Source organism: Candidatus Bathyarchaeota archaeon, assembly GCA_026014735.1.
Classification (GTDB): Archaea; Thermoproteota; Bathyarchaeia; order Bathyarchaeales; family Bathycorpusculaceae; genus Bathycorpusculum.
Window position 1 is genome coordinate 609,860 of the sequence record JAOZHT010000001.1, and the last position, 15,965, is coordinate 625,824.

Genomic DNA, 15,965 nt, shown 5'->3' on the forward strand with positions numbered 1-15,965 from the left:
CGGTGAGAAAAAAACAAAACCAAACCGAACTCGACAAAATAGACATTCAAATCCTGCGAGCCCTCCAAGAAGATTGCCATGTAAGCTACCGAAAACTAGCCCACAAAATGGGTGTCTCAGGCGTCATGGCGTCGGCACGCATCAAAAGCCTCGAAGAGAAAGGCTTACTTAAAGGGTACTCCACGCTGCTTGACCCCATCAAGTTAGGCTACGAGTTGACTGCGATTATTTTCATCCAAACCGAAGGTGACTATCTCGGGGAGCTTTCAACGGAGCTTTCCCAGATGGCTAATGTTATTGCGGTTTATACGATTACGGGGGAGTTTGATGTGGTGGCGGTTGTGAAGCTTAAGGGTCGGGATAGTTTGAATGCGTTGATTAAGGATTTGTTGGTGACTCCCCATATCAAGAAGACTTTGACTAGCATTGCGTTGAATGTTGTTAAAGAGGACTTTAGGGTCCAGCTATAATTTTTTCCTTTTTTAGGCTTGTTTGCTTTTCTCAGTATTTTTTTTATGTTTGTCTAAATATAGTGCAGTTTATTGTGCATTTATACACCACTTCATAAAAGTTATGAACAAATCACAACTACCCTTATATCGGCTACGCCACAAGCGTTTTGTAAAATGGTGAAATACATGAAAAACAAACGAATACTTAGCAAAGCATCAACCCTATTACAATCAGCAATAGAAAAGCACTCGACAGTATTCATGACGCGCAAATTCTACGTACTCGCAGGCATACTCGCAACATGCGTCGCCCTAAGCCTAGGCAGCACCTTTGCCCAAACAACGGAAATCTCCGTCAGCATCACAGCAATCAACATGGCATGGACCCTCGCTATGGGCGCACTCGTGTGGTTCATGCAGCTCGGCTTCGCCTACTTCGGTGCAGGCTTGCTTCGAACAAAGAACCAAGTGAACTACTGGACCAAAAGCTATCTTGACTTCAGTGTCGGCGTCGTTGTCTTCGCTTTAATCGGTTTCGGCTTAATGTTCGGCGGTTCAGGCGCTTCCTTCCCCACAGGAATCGACGCTGCAGGTGAGGTTGTCTGGTCAACCCTTCCAGGTCTTGCAAACGGCAACGCATTCATAGGCTATAGCGGCTTTGGTCTAGCCGGAGAAACCGCCAACCCGTTAACGTTAACCTTCTTCTTCTGGCAGGCAGTATTTGCGGCAACCACCGTCACAATCGTGGCAGGGATGGTTGCGGAACGCATGAAGATTCAGGCTTATCTCTTCTACACCGTCCTCATCAACATCCTCATCTACCCAATCTACGGTCACTGGATGTGGGGCGGCGGATGGCTAGCAACCCTTCCCTTCGGTGTCGGCGCAAGAGACTTTGCAGGTTCCAGTGTCGTCCACGCGGTCGGAGCGTTTACTGGTTTAGCAGGCGCTATGCTGCTGGGCCCAAGAATTGGCAAGTTTGGCAAAGATGGCAAACCCCGCACTTTCCCCTATACCAACATACCCTACATCGTTGCAGGCACCATGATTCTGTTCCTCGGCTGGTTCGGCTTCAACCCTGGCAGCACCTTAGGCACCTCTGACTTCCAAACCGCAACCATCGCAGTCAACACATACCTCGCAGGCGGCATTGCAGCGACTGTAGCGGCATTCATCACGCTCTTTGACAAGAAGCACTTCAAGGGACTTGACATTGCAGCCGTATGTACAGCCGCGCTCGGTGGCTTGGTAGCAATTACTGCGCCATGCGCTTTCGTTGCACCCTGGGCCGCCATGATCATCGGCATAATCGCTGCTCCAATCGCAATCTACGGCAACTTCTTCATCGAAAGAGTGCTGAAAGTTGACGACCCAGTCGGCGCATTCGGTGTTCACGGCTTCAACGGCCTCTTCGGCATGCTGGCAGTCGGTTTGTTTGCAGACGGAAGCTACGGTGGAGTTCAAGGCATACTGGTAAACGGCGCAGCTGGCGGTGGACAGTTGATTGCGCAGCTAATCGCTATGGGAACGGTGTCAGTCTTTGCTTTCGGTATGGGTCTGCTGGTCTTTGGCCTCATCAAGTACACCATCGGTTTGCGTGCACCGCCTAAGGATGAAATTGAAGGTCTTGACCGCAGCGAACACGGTTTCCCCGCCTATCCAGAGTTGCAGACGAAGTCTGAAGCTGAGATCGGCGAACCACAACCGTAGAATCAGTTGGCTAAAATTAGCCTTTCCTTCTTTTTTTGAATGTTCATGTTTACAAATTTCCAACTTATGGTTATTTTTATTTGCGATTGTTCATCTGACTGACATTTTGTTATCTAAGTCTTTTATTTTTCATAACAATTATGAACAAATCTTAACTACCTTTATATCCATTCGCGGAATACAGAAAAATAAAAACGAGGTCAAAGAAATGTCTGACGAACTACACAGCAAAACAATTCAAATCACCGACGAAGTCTTCGTAATAGAAAGCGCAACAGAACCCTCCGAAAACGAAACCCACATGGGTACAAAATTCTGCGCCATCGCCATGAGCCTAAACATTCTGGGGCTTGCTGCAGTCTCCTTTAGCGGCGCTTCTTTTTCTGGAAACGTCGTCGTTGCAGATATTGTCCTTGGTAGCTCGCTTGCGTGCTTAGCGGTTTCTCTGGTTCGTTCAACTTTTAAAAACGTAAAGTTAGGGCCAATTAGCAAACTATTTAGCTTCAGAAGCGCCCCGGCGACACTGTCAAGTGATTAAATCACGCTTGGCCTGATTCTGCCGCCGATAAACCCGGGCTGATTCAGATAACTTATCCTGCGTAAAAGCATGGTTTTATAGAACGATGAGGAGAGGAGGGGATAGCATTGGATGAAGCCATACGAGCCATAATAACCATCTGTATCTTGGTATTCTCAGCCAAGGTCCTCGGTGAAGTCTTCGCCAAAATCAAAATCCCCGCTGTCCTAGGCGAACTTACAGCAGGCATGATCCTTGGACCCTACGCGTTAGGTGCAATCCTCACCGTTAACGGCTCACCGGTAATCGAGATAAACGAGATCGTGAAAGCTTTCGGGGAAATCGGCGGCATACTCATCCTCTTTGCAGCCGGCTTAGAGATGACCTTCTCAGACTTCCGAAAAGTCGGCGCCACAGGCTTCACCGTGGGCACGATGGGCGTGGTTGTTCCCTTCATTTTAGGCTATGGTTTATCTTCCCTGCTGGGTTTAGGTATGGAGGCGAGTTTAGTTGTTGGAGCATCGCTTGTCGCCACGAGCATCTCTATTACTGCGGTGGTGCTCCAGGAGCTTAAAAAAATCCAAACCCCCGAAGCCAAAGTCATCGTTAGCGCCGCCGTAGTCGATGACGTGCTGGGGTTAGCCATTTTAGGCGTCATCGTCTCATTCATATCGACCGCGGGCAGCATCCTAAACCCCCTCAGCATCGTAATCGTGATAGTCGAATCCCTTGCCATCTGGCTGGCTATGGTCGTTTCAGCCTCCCTGGTCATTCCAAAACTCATCAACTTAACTGCCTCTAAAGGAAAATCAGAGGAAACCGTCGAAGCCGCCGCGACCGCCTCCTGCTTTGGCGCCGCCGCCCTAGCAGCCTACATTGGCTTATCGCCCATAGTGGGTGCCTACGCAGCGGGGATGGCTATGGCGAGTTCCAAACGGATAGATAAAATCCGCCACTATAGCAAAAAAATCACAGTTATCTTCTCGCCTGTATTCTTCGCTTTGGCAGGTGCGGCATTTAACATTCAAAGCTTCCTCACAACGGATGTTTTCTTCTATGTGTTCTTCATAGCCTTAGTTATAGTGGCTGTCGTGGGTAAAGTTGTTGGCTGTGGGGGTTCAGCGGCGCTTTTTCTGCGGGATAAGGATAAGTCCCTTAAAGTGGGCATCGGCATGATTTCGCGGGGAGAGGTAGGTTTGATTATTGCAGGCGTTGCGGTTGCTTCGGGTGCGGTTACTCAGAGTATCTATTCAGCTATTATCGGTATGATTATGATCACGACGGTTATCACGCCGCTTCTGCTAAAAGTGGCATATGATAGATCATCCAGAAAAAAAGACGCGAATTCAGACGTTTGATCCCTACCAAATTTGATGTAGGGATTAGCTTGCGGGTAAGAAAGCTGAGTTTTTAGTTTACATTTGACTATTTAATGAAGAACATGGTGCCTTTTAGAGGCGCCTGTTCCTTTGGATCCTAGTCTCTTGTCTGTTTGATTTTTTGATTGGTTGGCTTCTGTTTGTTTGTTGGTATTTTTGGCGGTCTTTTGGATGTTTTTTTAGTTTGTGTTTGTTTGCTTTGCTTCCTTTGAATGAATGCTTTGTTTTCAATCGTTTTTCTGGATATCTATTTAGTAAATTGATTATAATACAATCAAACGGATAGTTTTAAATAGTTGTATGTAATACATGCACAGATATTACCAGAAAAAGTAAACAAGTGTCAAGAGGAAAATGAAAAATGGCATCAGGAGATATAGCTTGGATAATAACTGCAACAGCCTTAGTCATGTTAATGACCCCCGCATTAGGATTCTTCTACGGAGGCCTAGTCCGCAAAAAGAACCTGGTATCGACAATCATACAGTGCTTCGTCATATTCGCAGTCATAAGTCTAGTCTGGGCACTCTGGGGCTACAGCCTAGTCTTCGGAGAATCCATCGGCGGCTTCATCGGCTTCAACCCCAGCCTGCTGGGCATGGGAGGCCTGACCATAAGCTACGTGAACCCGGTACTGGCACCTGAAATACCTGAATTGCTCTTCTTTGCTTTCCAACTCAAGTTCGCCGCCATCACTCCCGCACTCATCATCGGTGCCTGCGCGGAACGCATACGCTTCAAGTCACTACTAGTATTCATGGTCCTTTGGTCAACTCTCATCTATGTCCCCATCGCACATTGGGTCTGGAACCCCGACGGCTGGCTAAAAGGCATCGGAGCCATAGACTTCGCCGGCGGCATCGTGGTACACGTCGCCGCAGGCATCTCTGCTCTCGCTGCCGCATTGGTCGTGGGTCGACGAAAAGGCGAAGGCTGCCCAACCAACGGAGGCGGAGGCTCGATTCCATGGAAAAGCGCCATGGCAAAGCTGGATGCGCCACCCCCAACCTTCAAACCCACCAACATCCCCTACGTGCTGCTCGGAGCCGCTCTGCTGTGGTTTGGCTGGTTTGGCTTCAACGCTGGCAGCTCGCTTGCCGCAAACGATCTAGCTGTCTCAGCTCTGGTCACCACCAACCTTGCAGCTGCAGGAGCCGCTGTAAGCTGGATGTTAACTGACTGGGTCGTTAAAGGTAAGCCCTCTGCAGTCGGCATCGCCATCGGCGCAGTGGTTGGCTTAGTCGCCATCACTCCGGCAGCTGGATTCGTCAGTGTCCCAGCAGCGATGATTATCGGCTTATCCGCTGGTGTCATCTCTAACCTGGTGGCTAACTGGCGGGCAGGCAGATCAAGAATCGACGACACCCTCGACGTGTTCGCGTGCCATGGCGTTGGCGGCCTTTGGGGCTCCATCGCAACAGGCATCTTTGCGTCCGCAGCGATCGGCGGCGTCAACGGCTTGATCTTCGGCAACGTAGGCCAGTTGGTTGCGCAGCTTGAGGCTCTCGCGGTGGTTGTGCCGTTTGCGTTCTTCGGCTCATATGCCCTGCTTAGGGTCGTGAACGTGTTCTCGCCGCTGCGTGTGAGTGAGAAGGCTGAGGATGCAGGCTTGGACCTTAGTGAACACGGCGAAGAAGCCTACCAGCTTGATTAGGGCGTTTAGCCCTTCTATTTTTCCTTTTTTATTTTGCGATTCTTTTTGGCATTTCTTGATGAAGTGTATTTGGGTAATTTTTTGTAGTAGGTTCTTTGTCCGTGTTATCCCAATGAAGTTTAACCTCAGTCAATTGGTTTTGTAGGCATTTCTCTGTTTTTGCTACTGTTTATTTGGCTGCTTTTGGTGAATTTTTTGGACATTCATGCTGTCGAATGGCTTCAAGCCTTGATTTATAGTATGTTTGTATTGCTAATTAGTCTATACTTGGACGTTTATCAAAAATTGTGAACATATGCCTTGCGAATGTATAGTTTATATATTAGTTTGAACAAACCACAGCAATAACAAGCAGTAAACGGGGAAACAGATGGAGAACGCAGCAGACATCGCTTGGCTATTGATGTCCACGGCATTAGTTATGCTCATGACCCCCGCCTTGGCCTTCTTCTACGGCGGGTTAGTGCGCAGAAAAAACCTCGTCTCCACCCTAGTGCAATGCATCATAATCTTTGCAGTCGTAAGCCTCGTTTGGTTTTTCTGGGGATACAGCCTCGTTTTTGGATCCAGCGTCGGCGGCGTCATCGGCAACCTGTCTCTGGTAGGATTAAACGGCTTAACCATAAGCCACATAAACTCCCTCTACGCCCCGCAGATCCCCGAAGTGCTCTTCTTTGCTTTCCAACTCAAGTTCGCCGCGATTACCCCAGCACTCATCATCGGCGCTTGCGCGGAACGCATACGCTTCAAGTCACTGTTAGTCTTTGTTGTTCTCTGGTCAACCTTCATTTACTCACCCATAGCCCACTGGGTCTGGAACGCAGACGGCTGGCTGCACGTTTTGGGTGCAATGGACTTTGCAGGCGGCATAGTCGTGCATGTCGCGGCTGGGCTATCTGCTTTGGCGGCAGCGCTTATAGTTGGTAGACGAACCGGTTGCGTTTACTGGAAAGACCAGCTTAAAGCACTTAACCGTCAAGCCCCCACCCCCTCAGCGCCCGCCTTGGGAACAGAATTTAAACCCACCAACATCCCCTACGTTATACTGGGCGCTGGGCTACTGTGGTTTGGCTGGTTTGGCTTTAACGGCGGCAGCGCATTGGCAGCTGATAACATCGCGGTTTCCGCTGTTATCGCAACTAACTTGGCTGCGGCTGCGGCGGCGGTCAGCTGGATGATTCTGGATTGGGTAATCAAGGGTAAGCCTTCCGCGATCGGCATCTCTGTGGGTGCTGTCTCCGGTATGGCGGCGGTCACAGCTGCAGCCGGCTACATTAACTTCACCGCGGCAGTCATCATAGGCTTGGCAGCGGGCATAATCTCTAATTTAGTGGCAAACTGGCGGGCCGGACGCAGCCGCATCGACGACACACTTGACGTGTTTGCATGCCATGGCATCGGCGGCATAATCGGCGCCGTAGCAGTGGGTCTGTTTGCAACCGCCGCAGTGAACCCTGCGGTCCAGGGATTATTCTACGGTAACCCCGCTCAATTGGGCATTCAGGCACTTGCGGTGGTGGTGGTTGCGGCATTCGCGTTCTTCGGCTCTTATTTGCTGCTGAAACTAGTTGATTTGTTCTCGCCTCTACGCGTTAGCGCCAAAGAGGAAGACGAAGGCCTAGACCTAAGCCAACACGGCGAAGAAGCCTACCACCTAAACTAGCAGACCCAACTGTTTCTTTGACCTACGCAACAAATTGTAGAATCGGCGAAGAGACTATCCCTAAAAGACTGAGAGGTGCTTTTTGGGTTGTGTGGCGGCTTATTGCTGCTTTATATAGAGGGGGGAGGTAGTGGTTGAGCAGCAGAGACATAGCGTTTTAGGGTTTGGCAATTTGCTGGAGCGTAGGCGTTGATGTCGTTGTTGAAGTAGCACAATACCTTCTGCGGGTTTAGCAGGCGAATTCTATTTGCCCACTTCTGCAACTCAGCGTCCGGGTAGTTGCCTCCATACCAGCCGTCTACACCGTGAAAACGAACATAGAGCCCTCCGTTGGTCTGCACTATTTCATCAGGCAGATCCGTGACGGAGACACTGCAGAAGAGAAGTTGGTGCCTATCCAGAAAATCGTAGACTTCCCGGCTCCACCAGCTCCGATGACGAAACTCCAACGCGTTAAGCACCGAAGTATCCATCTGGTCCGCGATTGTTTCAAGAAGCGCCATGTCTTTTTGGATAGAGGGCGGCAACTGGAAGAGCACGCATAGCAGCTTCTCATCGAGGAGATGGGCGAGTCTGTAGAAGGTTTCTGTAAGCTGGGGGGTGCCGCGGAATCTGCGGGTGTGGGTGATGGCGCGGTTTGCTTTTAGGGTGAAGCGGAAATCAGCGGGGGTTCTCTGTTTCCAGGATAGCAGCAGCTTCTCGGTTGGGTAGCGGTAGAAGGTGTTGTTGATTTCCAGCGTGTTAAATTGGTCCGCGTAGAATTCTAGCCATTTAGCTTTAGCTAATTCGGTGGGGTAGAACCTGCCGCGCCAGTGGTTATAGTAGAAGCCTGAGCAGCCCAGAAAAAAACCAGTAGCCACGCAATGCCGCTCCACGGCAGGAGACTGCGCCGAGCTAATAGGAGTTTGTGGTCGCCAAACGCAGCTACAGCAACTTCACTTTCACCGACCCCTCCCCGCCTGCGGCGTGACGCTTGGGCAGCCCCCTTAAAAGCAGTTCCAGCATAAACGCTGCATGTGAAACAGAATGACTCAGACACAAACCACCGTAGAACAGGAAATGCTCCTATCGTTAACTCTGCATAATTTCCCAGCGGAGATGCTGCGGGAGTTTGCCAAGAACGTTGTGAAGCCCTACTTTAATGGTAACTTAAACGAAGCCATCCGCTGCCTAATGCAGAAGGCAGTAGAGGAAGAAACGCTGGTTAATCACGCCATAAGAAAAAACCCATAAACATTTTTGGGCTGTACAGACCAAGTTCTTATATTCTCCAAAGATGCCATATCTGCTTCGGTGTACATTTGCCTGGACTCTTAACGCCGCTAACGGTTAGAGGCATCACGTTGCGTAACCGTATAGTGTATCCTCCGATGCAGTCGGGCAGAGCCAGCTTTTTAGGCGAAGTCACCAATAGACTCGTCAACTTCTACGTTCGCCGCTCCGCGTACGTGGGCTTGCCGATTGTGGAGCACGCCTATGTTTCAGCGCTGGGTAAGATTGGGCCCCGGCAGCTAGGCATCTACAGTGACGCACTCATCGGCGGCTACGAAAAGCTTGTAAAGGGCCTTCACTCAGTGGGCGCCCCCGCGGTAGTGCAGATAAGCCATGCTGGAGCGGTTGCAACCAAAAAAGTCATCGGAGAAAAACCCGTTGGGCCCTCCGAGCGGGAAAAAAGCCGTATGCTCGAAAAAACCGAGTTGCAGGAGTTAGCAGAGGACTATGGGCTTGCCGCGGACCGCGCTGTTAAAGCTGGTTTTGACGGAGTAGAGCTTCATGGCGCCCATGCCTATTTGCTCAACCAGTTCTTTACGCCGCTGCTGAATAAGCGCATCGACGAGTTCGGGGGGTCGCTGGAGAATCGGATGCGGTTTCCTCTGATGGTCGTTGAGAAGGTGCGTAGGCGCATGGGCGGGGGGCTGCTGCTGTATCGTTTAGGAGCAGATGATTTGGCGCCGATGGGGACGCATATTGAGGAGGCGGTGGAGTTTGCTAAGTGCCTTGAGGCGGCGGGCGTGGATATTCTTGATGTTTCGGGGGGTATGTGTGGGGCGATGCCTAAGCAGCTTAAGGATGTGACGGGCTACTTTGTTGGGCAAGCAGCTGCAGTTAAAGCCGCGGTAGGGGTGCCTGTAGTTGGCGTCGGCGGCATATCCGACCCTGTCTATGCGGATGATTTGGTGCAGGCAGGTAAGGTGGATTTAGTGGCGGTTGGGCGGGCGCTTTGGCATAATCCCCTCTGGGCGCAAAACGCGGCTGAAGCCCTCGCAATCCGCTAGTTGGCGGCTGATTTTTCACAGGCCAGGTCACGTATTATCAGCGCAAAGGTGCCTTTTTCGGGGGAGTAAGCGCAAACCGACAGGTGCATGTTCAGAGGCTTGAATGTGAACTGCAAATCCTCTGATTTTCCAGTTAACCCGACCCTACCAAGAGTCTCTAAAAGCTCCGGGTGGATTTTGCCGAAATCTGGAAAAACATCGCTTGCCTTTTTGCCCAGTATGGCTTCCTTGGTTAATTGAGTGCTTTTCTGGAACGCATCGTTGACCTCAAGAAAAACAAAATCTGCAGGCATTCCCTTATCGTCAACGATTATCCGGCCGTAAATGAAGCCTTCTGAAATGTAGGCGAGCAATGCATGATGGTTTTCTGCGATTTTCTGCAGAGCTAACTGCGCACGTTTTCTTTCAGTGATGTCTATGAGGATAACGTAGGCGCGGTCGAGTTCTTGGTTGGTAAAAGTTAGCCTTGCATTAACAGTTACCCATCGTTTACTTCCCTCTTTGGTTAAGATTCCAAATTCCACTTCTTCGGGTACACGTTCACCAAGCCAGCTTTTCCTAATTATTTCCTGAAACCGCATCTTGCTATCGTCGTCTAGCAGGTCAAATGGGTTCATGGATAGAAATTCTTCTTTAGAGTAACCAGAGGCTTTACACATGAAATCATTGACACTTAGAAAATGCATTGTTTTGCAATCTATTTCAAAGAAGCCTATCGGCGATTGCGTGGTGAGGTACTCATATTTTCCTTGTGTTTCCTTTAGGGCTTTTTGCGCCGTTTTTAGCTCCGTTACATCCTCCAGAATAATTGCAAAATGCCCATGTTCTAGGCTGTAAACAAGTATAGATACAGTTCGACCGGTTGCTAGAAAAAATTGTTCAGCTTTGAAGGGCTTTCCTGAAAAGACGGCTTCACCGGTTTTTTTTATTATTTCAGGCAGAAATTTCTGGACGGACGCTGGAAGACTCTTAGTGGCTTTTTTACCCATAATGGTTTGGGATAGCCCTGTAATTTTTAGGAAGGCAAGGTTCGCGTCAAGGATTATGAAATCTTCAGGTTGGCCATCTTCTCCGAATACCAATCGGTTATATGAGAATCCGACGGTTGTATTTGGAAGAAGACCTTCGATTTGGCGGCTGCTTTGAGGGGGCTGATTTTGTGTGTCGACTGTAGTTAACCATTTTGAATTGAAATAGTTTTGCCCTAGCTCTGTTACGCTGGGGTTGCTGGAGAGGACCGCGAAGGGATTAGTCATACGGTAAATTTCAGGGTTAGTTATCACTATTTCTTTTCCATCGTATATTCTAAGCCAAACGTTGGGGGCATCGTCGATGTGTCGGATGTCAAAGTTTGGGTGGTTTTTGATGGCGGTATACTGTTTGGTTGCATTTTGATTGTTAGGGTGATTGGTTATTATTCTGATGTGGACGCCTCTGTTTAGGGCTTCTGAAATATCCGAATAAGCAGTTATCCACTGTTGCAGCCTATGCCAAGAAACCACTATGAATGCGCTGTCTTGGGTATTCTCAAGTAAGCCCCGAATTTTGTTATTGATGGCTTCTTTTCCTCTGATCACAATAAACTGTCCGGGTCCACCATTTTCATTTGTGACCTTTTTATCGAACAATTTTACAAGCTCAACTGACCGCTCTGACAAGTTAAGTTCTTGTTTTCTGCGGCGGGTTTGCAGGGTTTCTATGGCGTTTGTTATGTGTACGGGGCGGTATTTCGTTGGGGTGGTTATTATTTTTTCTGCCAGTCCAATTTCGAGTAGTGCCGCTATTGCGCGGTAGGTGTCTGGGCGCGCTACCTCTGAGGCGCCTGAGATTTCTTTAATGGAGCCGGTGCCTAGGTGTAGGAGGGCAAGGTAGATTTTTGCCTGTGCGTTACTTAATCCGTAGTCTATGAGTGTTTGGATGTTTCTTTCTTCGCCGTACATTGCTGATTAACCCTGTTTTTTTGCTGATAAGCCTTTAGGTGGGGTTAGAAAAATTTTGTAGGTTGTGCAAAGTTATCATCCATTATTTAACTGCTGGTAGAACCGCTACCACCAAAATCTTATAAGCAATGCAGATCATATTCTGATTCTGAGGCAGCAATGTTTCTCGATGATTTAGATAAACAAATTATCCAACATTTAAGCATCGGAACAAGCTCCTACGAAGAACTAGCACGCCAATGCAACGTTACACGAAACACCATCTACAGAAGAATAGCTGCCCTTGAAAAAAACGGCATAATAAAAAACATCCTTCGCTGCACAGTTGACCTATCAAAAATCAACCTAACCGCTATAATGATTGGAATCACAATTCCCCAATTCAACCTTGAGCAAGCCAAAAACCGCCTAGCAGCAAACAGAAACGTAAAGTGGCTATGGAAAACCTACGGCACCCACAACTTGACGCTTGTGGCTTTCTGTGATAAAGGCAACGAAGGCGAAACCATCCAAAACATCAAAGGAACCCTGGAGGAACTGAATGCTGAACAAGTTTGCATATCTGTCGGATTTGCTTGGGAAAAAATGAGTTATTCCCCCTTCCCAGAGCAGATGGAGATGGAAACGGGTCTGGCGCAGATGCTTCGGCCCCAGCAGGAACTGAAGGATGTTTAGTGCTTAGCGTTTGAGTGCTGCAGGGTGGCTTTGAGGTCTATGAGGACATAGTACTTGAGGTCCTTGTCCGCTGCCATTTTTCCGATGACATCCACAAATAAGTCCGGAAACGTCTCCAGCCACGCCCTATAGGACTTTCGTATGGTAACATCGGAGGTGCCTAAAAGGTCCGCGAGCTCTATCTGCCGCTTAACCACGTCATAGCGGAAGCTGAGCAGGTAGAATAAGCCGCCGACGACATGTCGCGAGCTTTTTCCGTTGTAGAATGCAAACCGGCGCTTGTAGGTTTGGTTTATAAGTTGGATAGCTTGTTCTGCAATTTGGTCTGCAAGGGCAGTTTGGGGCCATATGGCGTGGGCAGCAGCGAAAACCTCGCTGGCGGGTATGCGATTTAATACACTCATGTTAAGCCAACAATCAAGTAAGCCCATTTTCTCGGGTTATCATTACTGTCTGATGCAGGCAAACATCATCTTCTATGCGAATTTGCACTGTTGTATCAGATTAGGGCTAAAAACTGGGGATTCTTACTTTTGGATGGTGATCTATGTGCAGTTCCCAGAAACATGGGCTACAACCTCAAAGCGCCCAATGTTCACTTAGACGTGTTTAGAATGATAAAACCCCTATTCGTCGGCGAGATCAGCGGCAATTTTGAGTCCAATCGCCAAAAGCCGGTTGCCTATTCATGTGTAGCCAAAGCGTCGCACACATCGTTATTACATCTCGCAGGGAACTAAAAGTCAGCACGGTGGCCTAGATGAGCGCTCAAAACCTATCCCGTCTGGAAATCTGCATAGAAATCCTCAAATCACTAGAGGAACTTGGCTCCTCTGACCTGCGCTGCATCCAAAACAAAACAGGCATAGACCCAGCCACCCTGGCAGCAGCAGTCTACTTCTTAGAGAAACAGGGCCTAATCAAAAAAGACTACATCCAAGACACCGCTGTCTATTGCACCACAGTACGCGGCGAACGGGTAACAAGATACTTCTCAGAAGCCACCCCTCAAATCCAACCAGAAGAACTCACATATTAGTTACCCCAAACTCTGCAAACAACTTTATTATAGTTGTTGTTGTGGCAGACCCCCCTTTATTCAACAACAACCAGCGGCTTATGCAGACGACTGCTTTTTGCCTTCAGAAGATTTAGGCAACTGCAGATTGGTTGTGGCGATTTCCACAAGCTCCGGCAACGGAAACCAACCGCTTGGTAAAGAAATGTGCTTGCTGTGGCTGTGAAATAGCGGATAGATACGAGCTTGTCGGAATTAGTGCAAGGCTGAACTGCTGGACATTCAGCGGAGAAATGAGGTCGCTGGTTTGTAGTTTATCTTTCATGATTTCTGCGTCATTTCAAAATGAGAGCGAATGGGGCTATTGGTGGACCGAGCGGGGTCTGAACCCGCCTCAAATAGCCTATCTAATTTTTCAGAGGTTGGTTGTTTATTCATTTTAATCCCTATATTCGTATTGCACGTATCTAATAATAAGCTTTAAATCAAGGGGCTGTTGGCGCCTTTCAGTCTCAATGCTTCAGTAATTTGTTCCCTTCTCGTTTCAATTTATCCTATTCAACTGTTTTCTGTTAGAGACTTCATCAAAGCTGAGAGGCTGATTTTGCTAGTTTTTTATGTAGTTCAGGAACCAGTATTCGAAGAATTTCACAATAGATCGAAATAAATTCTTCAGGGATTTCATTCATTTTCTTAGCGATAGCTGGACCTTGAATTTTCTTATCTTTGGGGGGCACTGGATTCAAGTATTGCTCAATATTATCCTTAGAAAGTGCGTAGACAGGTATAACCTCCCCATGTGTTTCAGGTGAAAGCTCCATCTTATTTATAACTTTAAAAACAGGGAGGTTTCCAAGCCTATTTTGGTTATACGTTTCAATCGCCTTTTGAATTTTGGTCTTTTTATCTCCATCAAAAATCAACACTGAATTATAGGGCGTTTGTGGTATTGTGTGTAAAAGGTGTTCCCAAAAATCGCCACCTAGATGATAAATTTCTACTCTATTCAACACTTGAGAAAGAGTTTGTTCAACATATCCTTGTTGCTTTGTCAATTTATCTGAAATTTCATCAATAAATTTATTGAAAAATACTTGATGTATATACACGTCATATGTGCCTTCAACGTAGATATGATAATCTTTTATGCAAGTAGTATGGGGCAAATAACCGCCAAATGTATTAGGGTCTTGGGAATTTTGATCTAAACTAACTTTGACGAATTCTTGTGCTATAATTGAGTAAATAAATATGCTAAGTTTCTCGCGACCCCATAATTTTGGATTCACAAAAGTGGGGTCATGGGTCGATATGAAAAATTGTTTATCCTGCGTATTTTCCAGCAAAAAACTAATGAATTTTCTTTTCGCCGCTTGATTTAGTCCTAACTCGGGTTCGTCTATAAGAATTATCTGTTCCTTTGCTGAAACGATATCACAAATGAGGCAAATTAATGATCTAACACCAGAACCTTGGTCTTTAATGGGCGTTGAGAACCTACGTGGTCCTCGTAAGTAGTTTAATGATGTGGAAGTATAAGTTTTGAGTTCTGAATCAATTATATCTCGCATATAGTCCTGAACTTGTTTTAACTGGTCTGCATCCATATCCTTCTGCTTAATGTAATCTGAAATTGCCTTTTGCTTGTAATTTTGAAGTCTTTCCTCAGGGCACAGAAGTAGACGGCTACGCAAGAATTGGATAAGTTCCGGTTGTATAACCGTTCCATGTTCTAATTGATTTCCTTCTGCATTTAAGTAGAGTTTGTTTACACAATTCTCCTTTATGTGCTCCTTATAGAATTCAAACCTATCTTCTGGGCTTGACAGTTGACCTGAAGCGCGTAACCTTTCAATGTATGGATTTAAAATTGAAAAAAGGTTAATGATCGTATCGTTGAATTCTTTATTCTGCCTCAGATATTCTTCATTAAACTCAAACATAAGCCGAGGCTTCCCATTGTTTTCGTAGAAATCTTCTTTCGCTGTTGTCCATTGATACTGATTCAGTTTGGGCGGCTGCCCTAGCTGATAGCTTATAATTTCCCTACAAGTCTTACATTTCAGGGATTGATGGTTCCTTACATCGATGTTTACTAGTTTATCAATTGCTTGTAAGACATTTGATTTTCCGCTATTATTTGGTCCAATAATTACATTAACATGATTTAGGTCTCTAAAGGTTGAGTGGCTGATATTCCTGAAGTCACTAATTTCCAGCCTTTCGATTATTTTCATAATAGTTTGTTAGCCTTAACTCAATATAACTTTTATTATTTTTCTCATTTTAGTTCTTTGAATATTTAATCTTAAAAAGTCCCCTTTTTCCCTACGAATGCGGGGAAGGGGATTTAGGGGTGAAGAGGGGGAACTCGTCACTATCTGCATCTTTTCCTTAGAGACGGTGGGGGGTGCCCAAAGGCTGAAACTTTAGGGGGGAGTCGGAGGTTTGGCTCTTGGTTTGTGAGGTACTCTTGTACGATTTTGGCGCCATTACAAAATTGGGCGAATGGAGACAAGAGTGGACCGAGCGGGATTTGAACCCGCGGCTTCCGCGTTGCGAACGCGGCGATCATACCAGACTGATCTACCGGCCCGTGCTGCACACATACGGCGGCGTGGGCATTTAGAGCTTTCGGTGGCTCCGGCGCCCGTTTTTGCCTCTTAGGCTGCCTGCATGTT

15 protein-coding genes and 1 tRNA gene are annotated in these 15,965 nt (G+C 47.4%); 10 read left to right on the forward strand and 6 right to left on the reverse strand.

Annotation, left to right across the window (positions count from 1 at the left end):
• The first annotated feature begins 2 nt into the window (after positions 1-2).
• The 6 genes from NWE93_03190 (at position 3) to NWE93_03215 (ending at position 7,375) form a co-directional block, all read left to right on the forward strand.
• On the forward strand, positions 3-470 hold the full coding sequence (locus NWE93_03190) for an Lrp/AsnC family transcriptional regulator (protein MCW3999223.1): 468 nt from the start codon (positions 3-5) through the stop codon (positions 468-470).
• A gap of 168 nt (positions 471-638) precedes the next feature.
• On the forward strand, positions 639-2,162 hold the full coding sequence (locus NWE93_03195) for an ammonium transporter (protein MCW3999224.1): 1,524 nt from the start codon (positions 639-641) through the stop codon (positions 2,160-2,162).
• Between the two features lie 208 nt (positions 2,163-2,370).
• Positions 2,371-2,700: a hypothetical protein gene (locus tag NWE93_03200; protein MCW3999225.1), complete on the forward strand. Its 330-nt coding sequence runs from the start codon at positions 2,371-2,373 to the stop codon at positions 2,698-2,700.
• Between the two features lie 107 nt (positions 2,701-2,807).
• A complete protein-coding gene (locus tag NWE93_03205; protein MCW3999226.1) occupies positions 2,808-4,037 on the forward strand; it encodes a cation:proton antiporter in 1,230 nt (409 codons plus the stop codon).
• Between the two features lie 382 nt (positions 4,038-4,419).
• A complete protein-coding gene (locus NWE93_03210) occupies positions 4,420-5,712 on the forward strand; it encodes an ammonium transporter (protein ID MCW3999227.1) in 1,293 nt (430 codons plus the stop codon).
• 370 nt (positions 5,713-6,082) lie between these two features.
• Entirely contained in the window at positions 6,083-7,375 is a 1,293-nt protein-coding gene (locus tag NWE93_03215) for an ammonium transporter (GenBank protein MCW3999228.1), read from the forward strand.
• A gap of 110 nt (positions 7,376-7,485) precedes the next feature.
• Here NWE93_03215 and NWE93_03220 read toward each other — a convergent pair whose 3' ends face one another.
• A complete protein-coding gene (locus tag NWE93_03220; protein ID MCW3999229.1) occupies positions 7,486-8,235 on the reverse strand; it encodes a DUF72 domain-containing protein in 750 nt (249 codons plus the stop codon).
• Positions 8,236-8,401: 166 nt separating this feature from the next.
• Between NWE93_03220 and NWE93_03225 the strand changes: the two genes are divergently transcribed.
• Together NWE93_03225 and NWE93_03230 are read left to right on the forward strand one after the other, a co-directional pair.
• Positions 8,402-8,608: a hypothetical protein gene (locus NWE93_03225; GenBank protein ID MCW3999230.1), complete on the forward strand. Its 207-nt coding sequence runs from the start codon at positions 8,402-8,404 to the stop codon at positions 8,606-8,608.
• A gap of 68 nt (positions 8,609-8,676) precedes the next feature.
• Positions 8,677-9,651, forward strand: a complete 975-nt coding sequence (locus NWE93_03230; protein ID MCW3999231.1) for an NADH:flavin oxidoreductase — start codon at positions 8,677-8,679, stop codon at positions 9,649-9,651.
• On the opposite strand, the gene NWE93_03235 is transcribed toward NWE93_03230, so the two are convergent.
• A complete protein-coding gene (locus NWE93_03235) occupies positions 9,648-11,591 on the reverse strand; it encodes a PAS domain S-box protein (protein MCW3999232.1) in 1,944 nt (647 codons plus the stop codon). The two genes, NWE93_03230 and NWE93_03235, sit on opposite strands and share 4 nt — an antisense overlap.
• A 159-nt stretch (positions 11,592-11,750) precedes the next feature.
• Here NWE93_03235 and NWE93_03240 point away from each other — a divergent pair, with 159 nt between their 5' ends.
• Positions 11,751-12,266: an AsnC family transcriptional regulator gene (locus tag NWE93_03240; GenBank protein MCW3999233.1), complete on the forward strand. Its 516-nt coding sequence runs from the start codon at positions 11,751-11,753 to the stop codon at positions 12,264-12,266.
• On the opposite strand, the gene NWE93_03245 is transcribed toward NWE93_03240, so the two are convergent.
• A complete protein-coding gene (locus NWE93_03245; protein ID MCW3999234.1) occupies positions 12,263-12,670 on the reverse strand; it encodes a hypothetical protein in 408 nt (135 codons plus the stop codon). The two genes, NWE93_03240 and NWE93_03245, sit on opposite strands and share 4 nt — an antisense overlap.
• A 356-nt stretch (positions 12,671-13,026) precedes the next feature.
• Here NWE93_03245 and NWE93_03250 point away from each other — a divergent pair, with 356 nt between their 5' ends.
• The gene (locus NWE93_03250) at positions 13,027-13,305 is read left to right on the forward strand and encodes a hypothetical protein (GenBank protein MCW3999235.1); all 279 of its coding nucleotides are present in this window, start codon (positions 13,027-13,029) and stop codon (positions 13,303-13,305) included.
• A 112-nt stretch (positions 13,306-13,417) separates the two neighbouring features.
• Here the strand turns inward: NWE93_03250 and NWE93_03255 are convergent, their stop codons facing one another.
• The 3 genes from NWE93_03255 to NWE93_03265 form a co-directional block, all read right to left on the reverse strand.
• Positions 13,418-13,609: a hypothetical protein gene (locus NWE93_03255; GenBank protein MCW3999236.1), complete on the reverse strand. Its 192-nt coding sequence runs from the start codon at positions 13,607-13,609 to the stop codon at positions 13,418-13,420.
• A 259-nt stretch (positions 13,610-13,868) separates the two neighbouring features.
• Positions 13,869-15,521: an AAA family ATPase gene (locus NWE93_03260; GenBank protein MCW3999237.1), complete on the reverse strand. Its 1,653-nt coding sequence runs from the start codon at positions 15,519-15,521 to the stop codon at positions 13,869-13,871.
• Positions 15,522-15,805: 284 nt separating this feature from the next.
• Positions 15,806-15,880: transfer RNA gene (locus NWE93_03265), tRNA-Ala, on the reverse strand.
• Positions 15,881-15,965 lie beyond the last annotated feature (85 nt).

What these genes read in the sequence shown, in the direction of transcription:
- NWE93_03215 (MCW3999228.1), top strand. Translation starts at nt 6,083, where the DNA reads ATGGAGAACGCAGCAGACATCGCTTGGCTATTGATGTCCACGGCATTA.
- NWE93_03250 (MCW3999235.1), top strand. Translation starts at nt 13,027, where the DNA reads ATGAGCGCTCAAAACCTATCCCGTCTGGAAATCTGCATAGAAATCCTC.
- NWE93_03240 (MCW3999233.1), top strand. Translation starts at nt 11,751, where the DNA reads ATGTTTCTCGATGATTTAGATAAACAAATTATCCAACATTTAAGCATC.
- NWE93_03255 (MCW3999236.1), bottom strand. Translation starts at nt 13,609, where the DNA reads ATGAAAGATAAACTACAAACCAGCGACCTCATTTCTCCGCTGAATGTC.
- NWE93_03225 (MCW3999230.1), top strand. Translation starts at nt 8,402, where the DNA reads ATGACTCAGACACAAACCACCGTAGAACAGGAAATGCTCCTATCGTTA.
- NWE93_03245 (MCW3999234.1), bottom strand. Translation starts at nt 12,670, where the DNA reads ATGAGTGTATTAAATCGCATACCCGCCAGCGAGGTTTTCGCTGCTGCC.
- NWE93_03210 (MCW3999227.1), top strand. Translation starts at nt 4,420, where the DNA reads ATGGCATCAGGAGATATAGCTTGGATAATAACTGCAACAGCCTTAGTC.
- NWE93_03195 (MCW3999224.1), top strand. Translation starts at nt 639, where the DNA reads ATGAAAAACAAACGAATACTTAGCAAAGCATCAACCCTATTACAATCA.
- NWE93_03235 (MCW3999232.1), bottom strand. Translation starts at nt 11,591, where the DNA reads ATGTACGGCGAAGAAAGAAACATCCAAACACTCATAGACTACGGATTA.
- NWE93_03200 (MCW3999225.1), top strand. Translation starts at nt 2,371, where the DNA reads ATGTCTGACGAACTACACAGCAAAACAATTCAAATCACCGACGAAGTC.
- NWE93_03260 (MCW3999237.1), bottom strand. Translation starts at nt 15,521, where the DNA reads ATGAAAATAATCGAAAGGCTGGAAATTAGTGACTTCAGGAATATCAGC.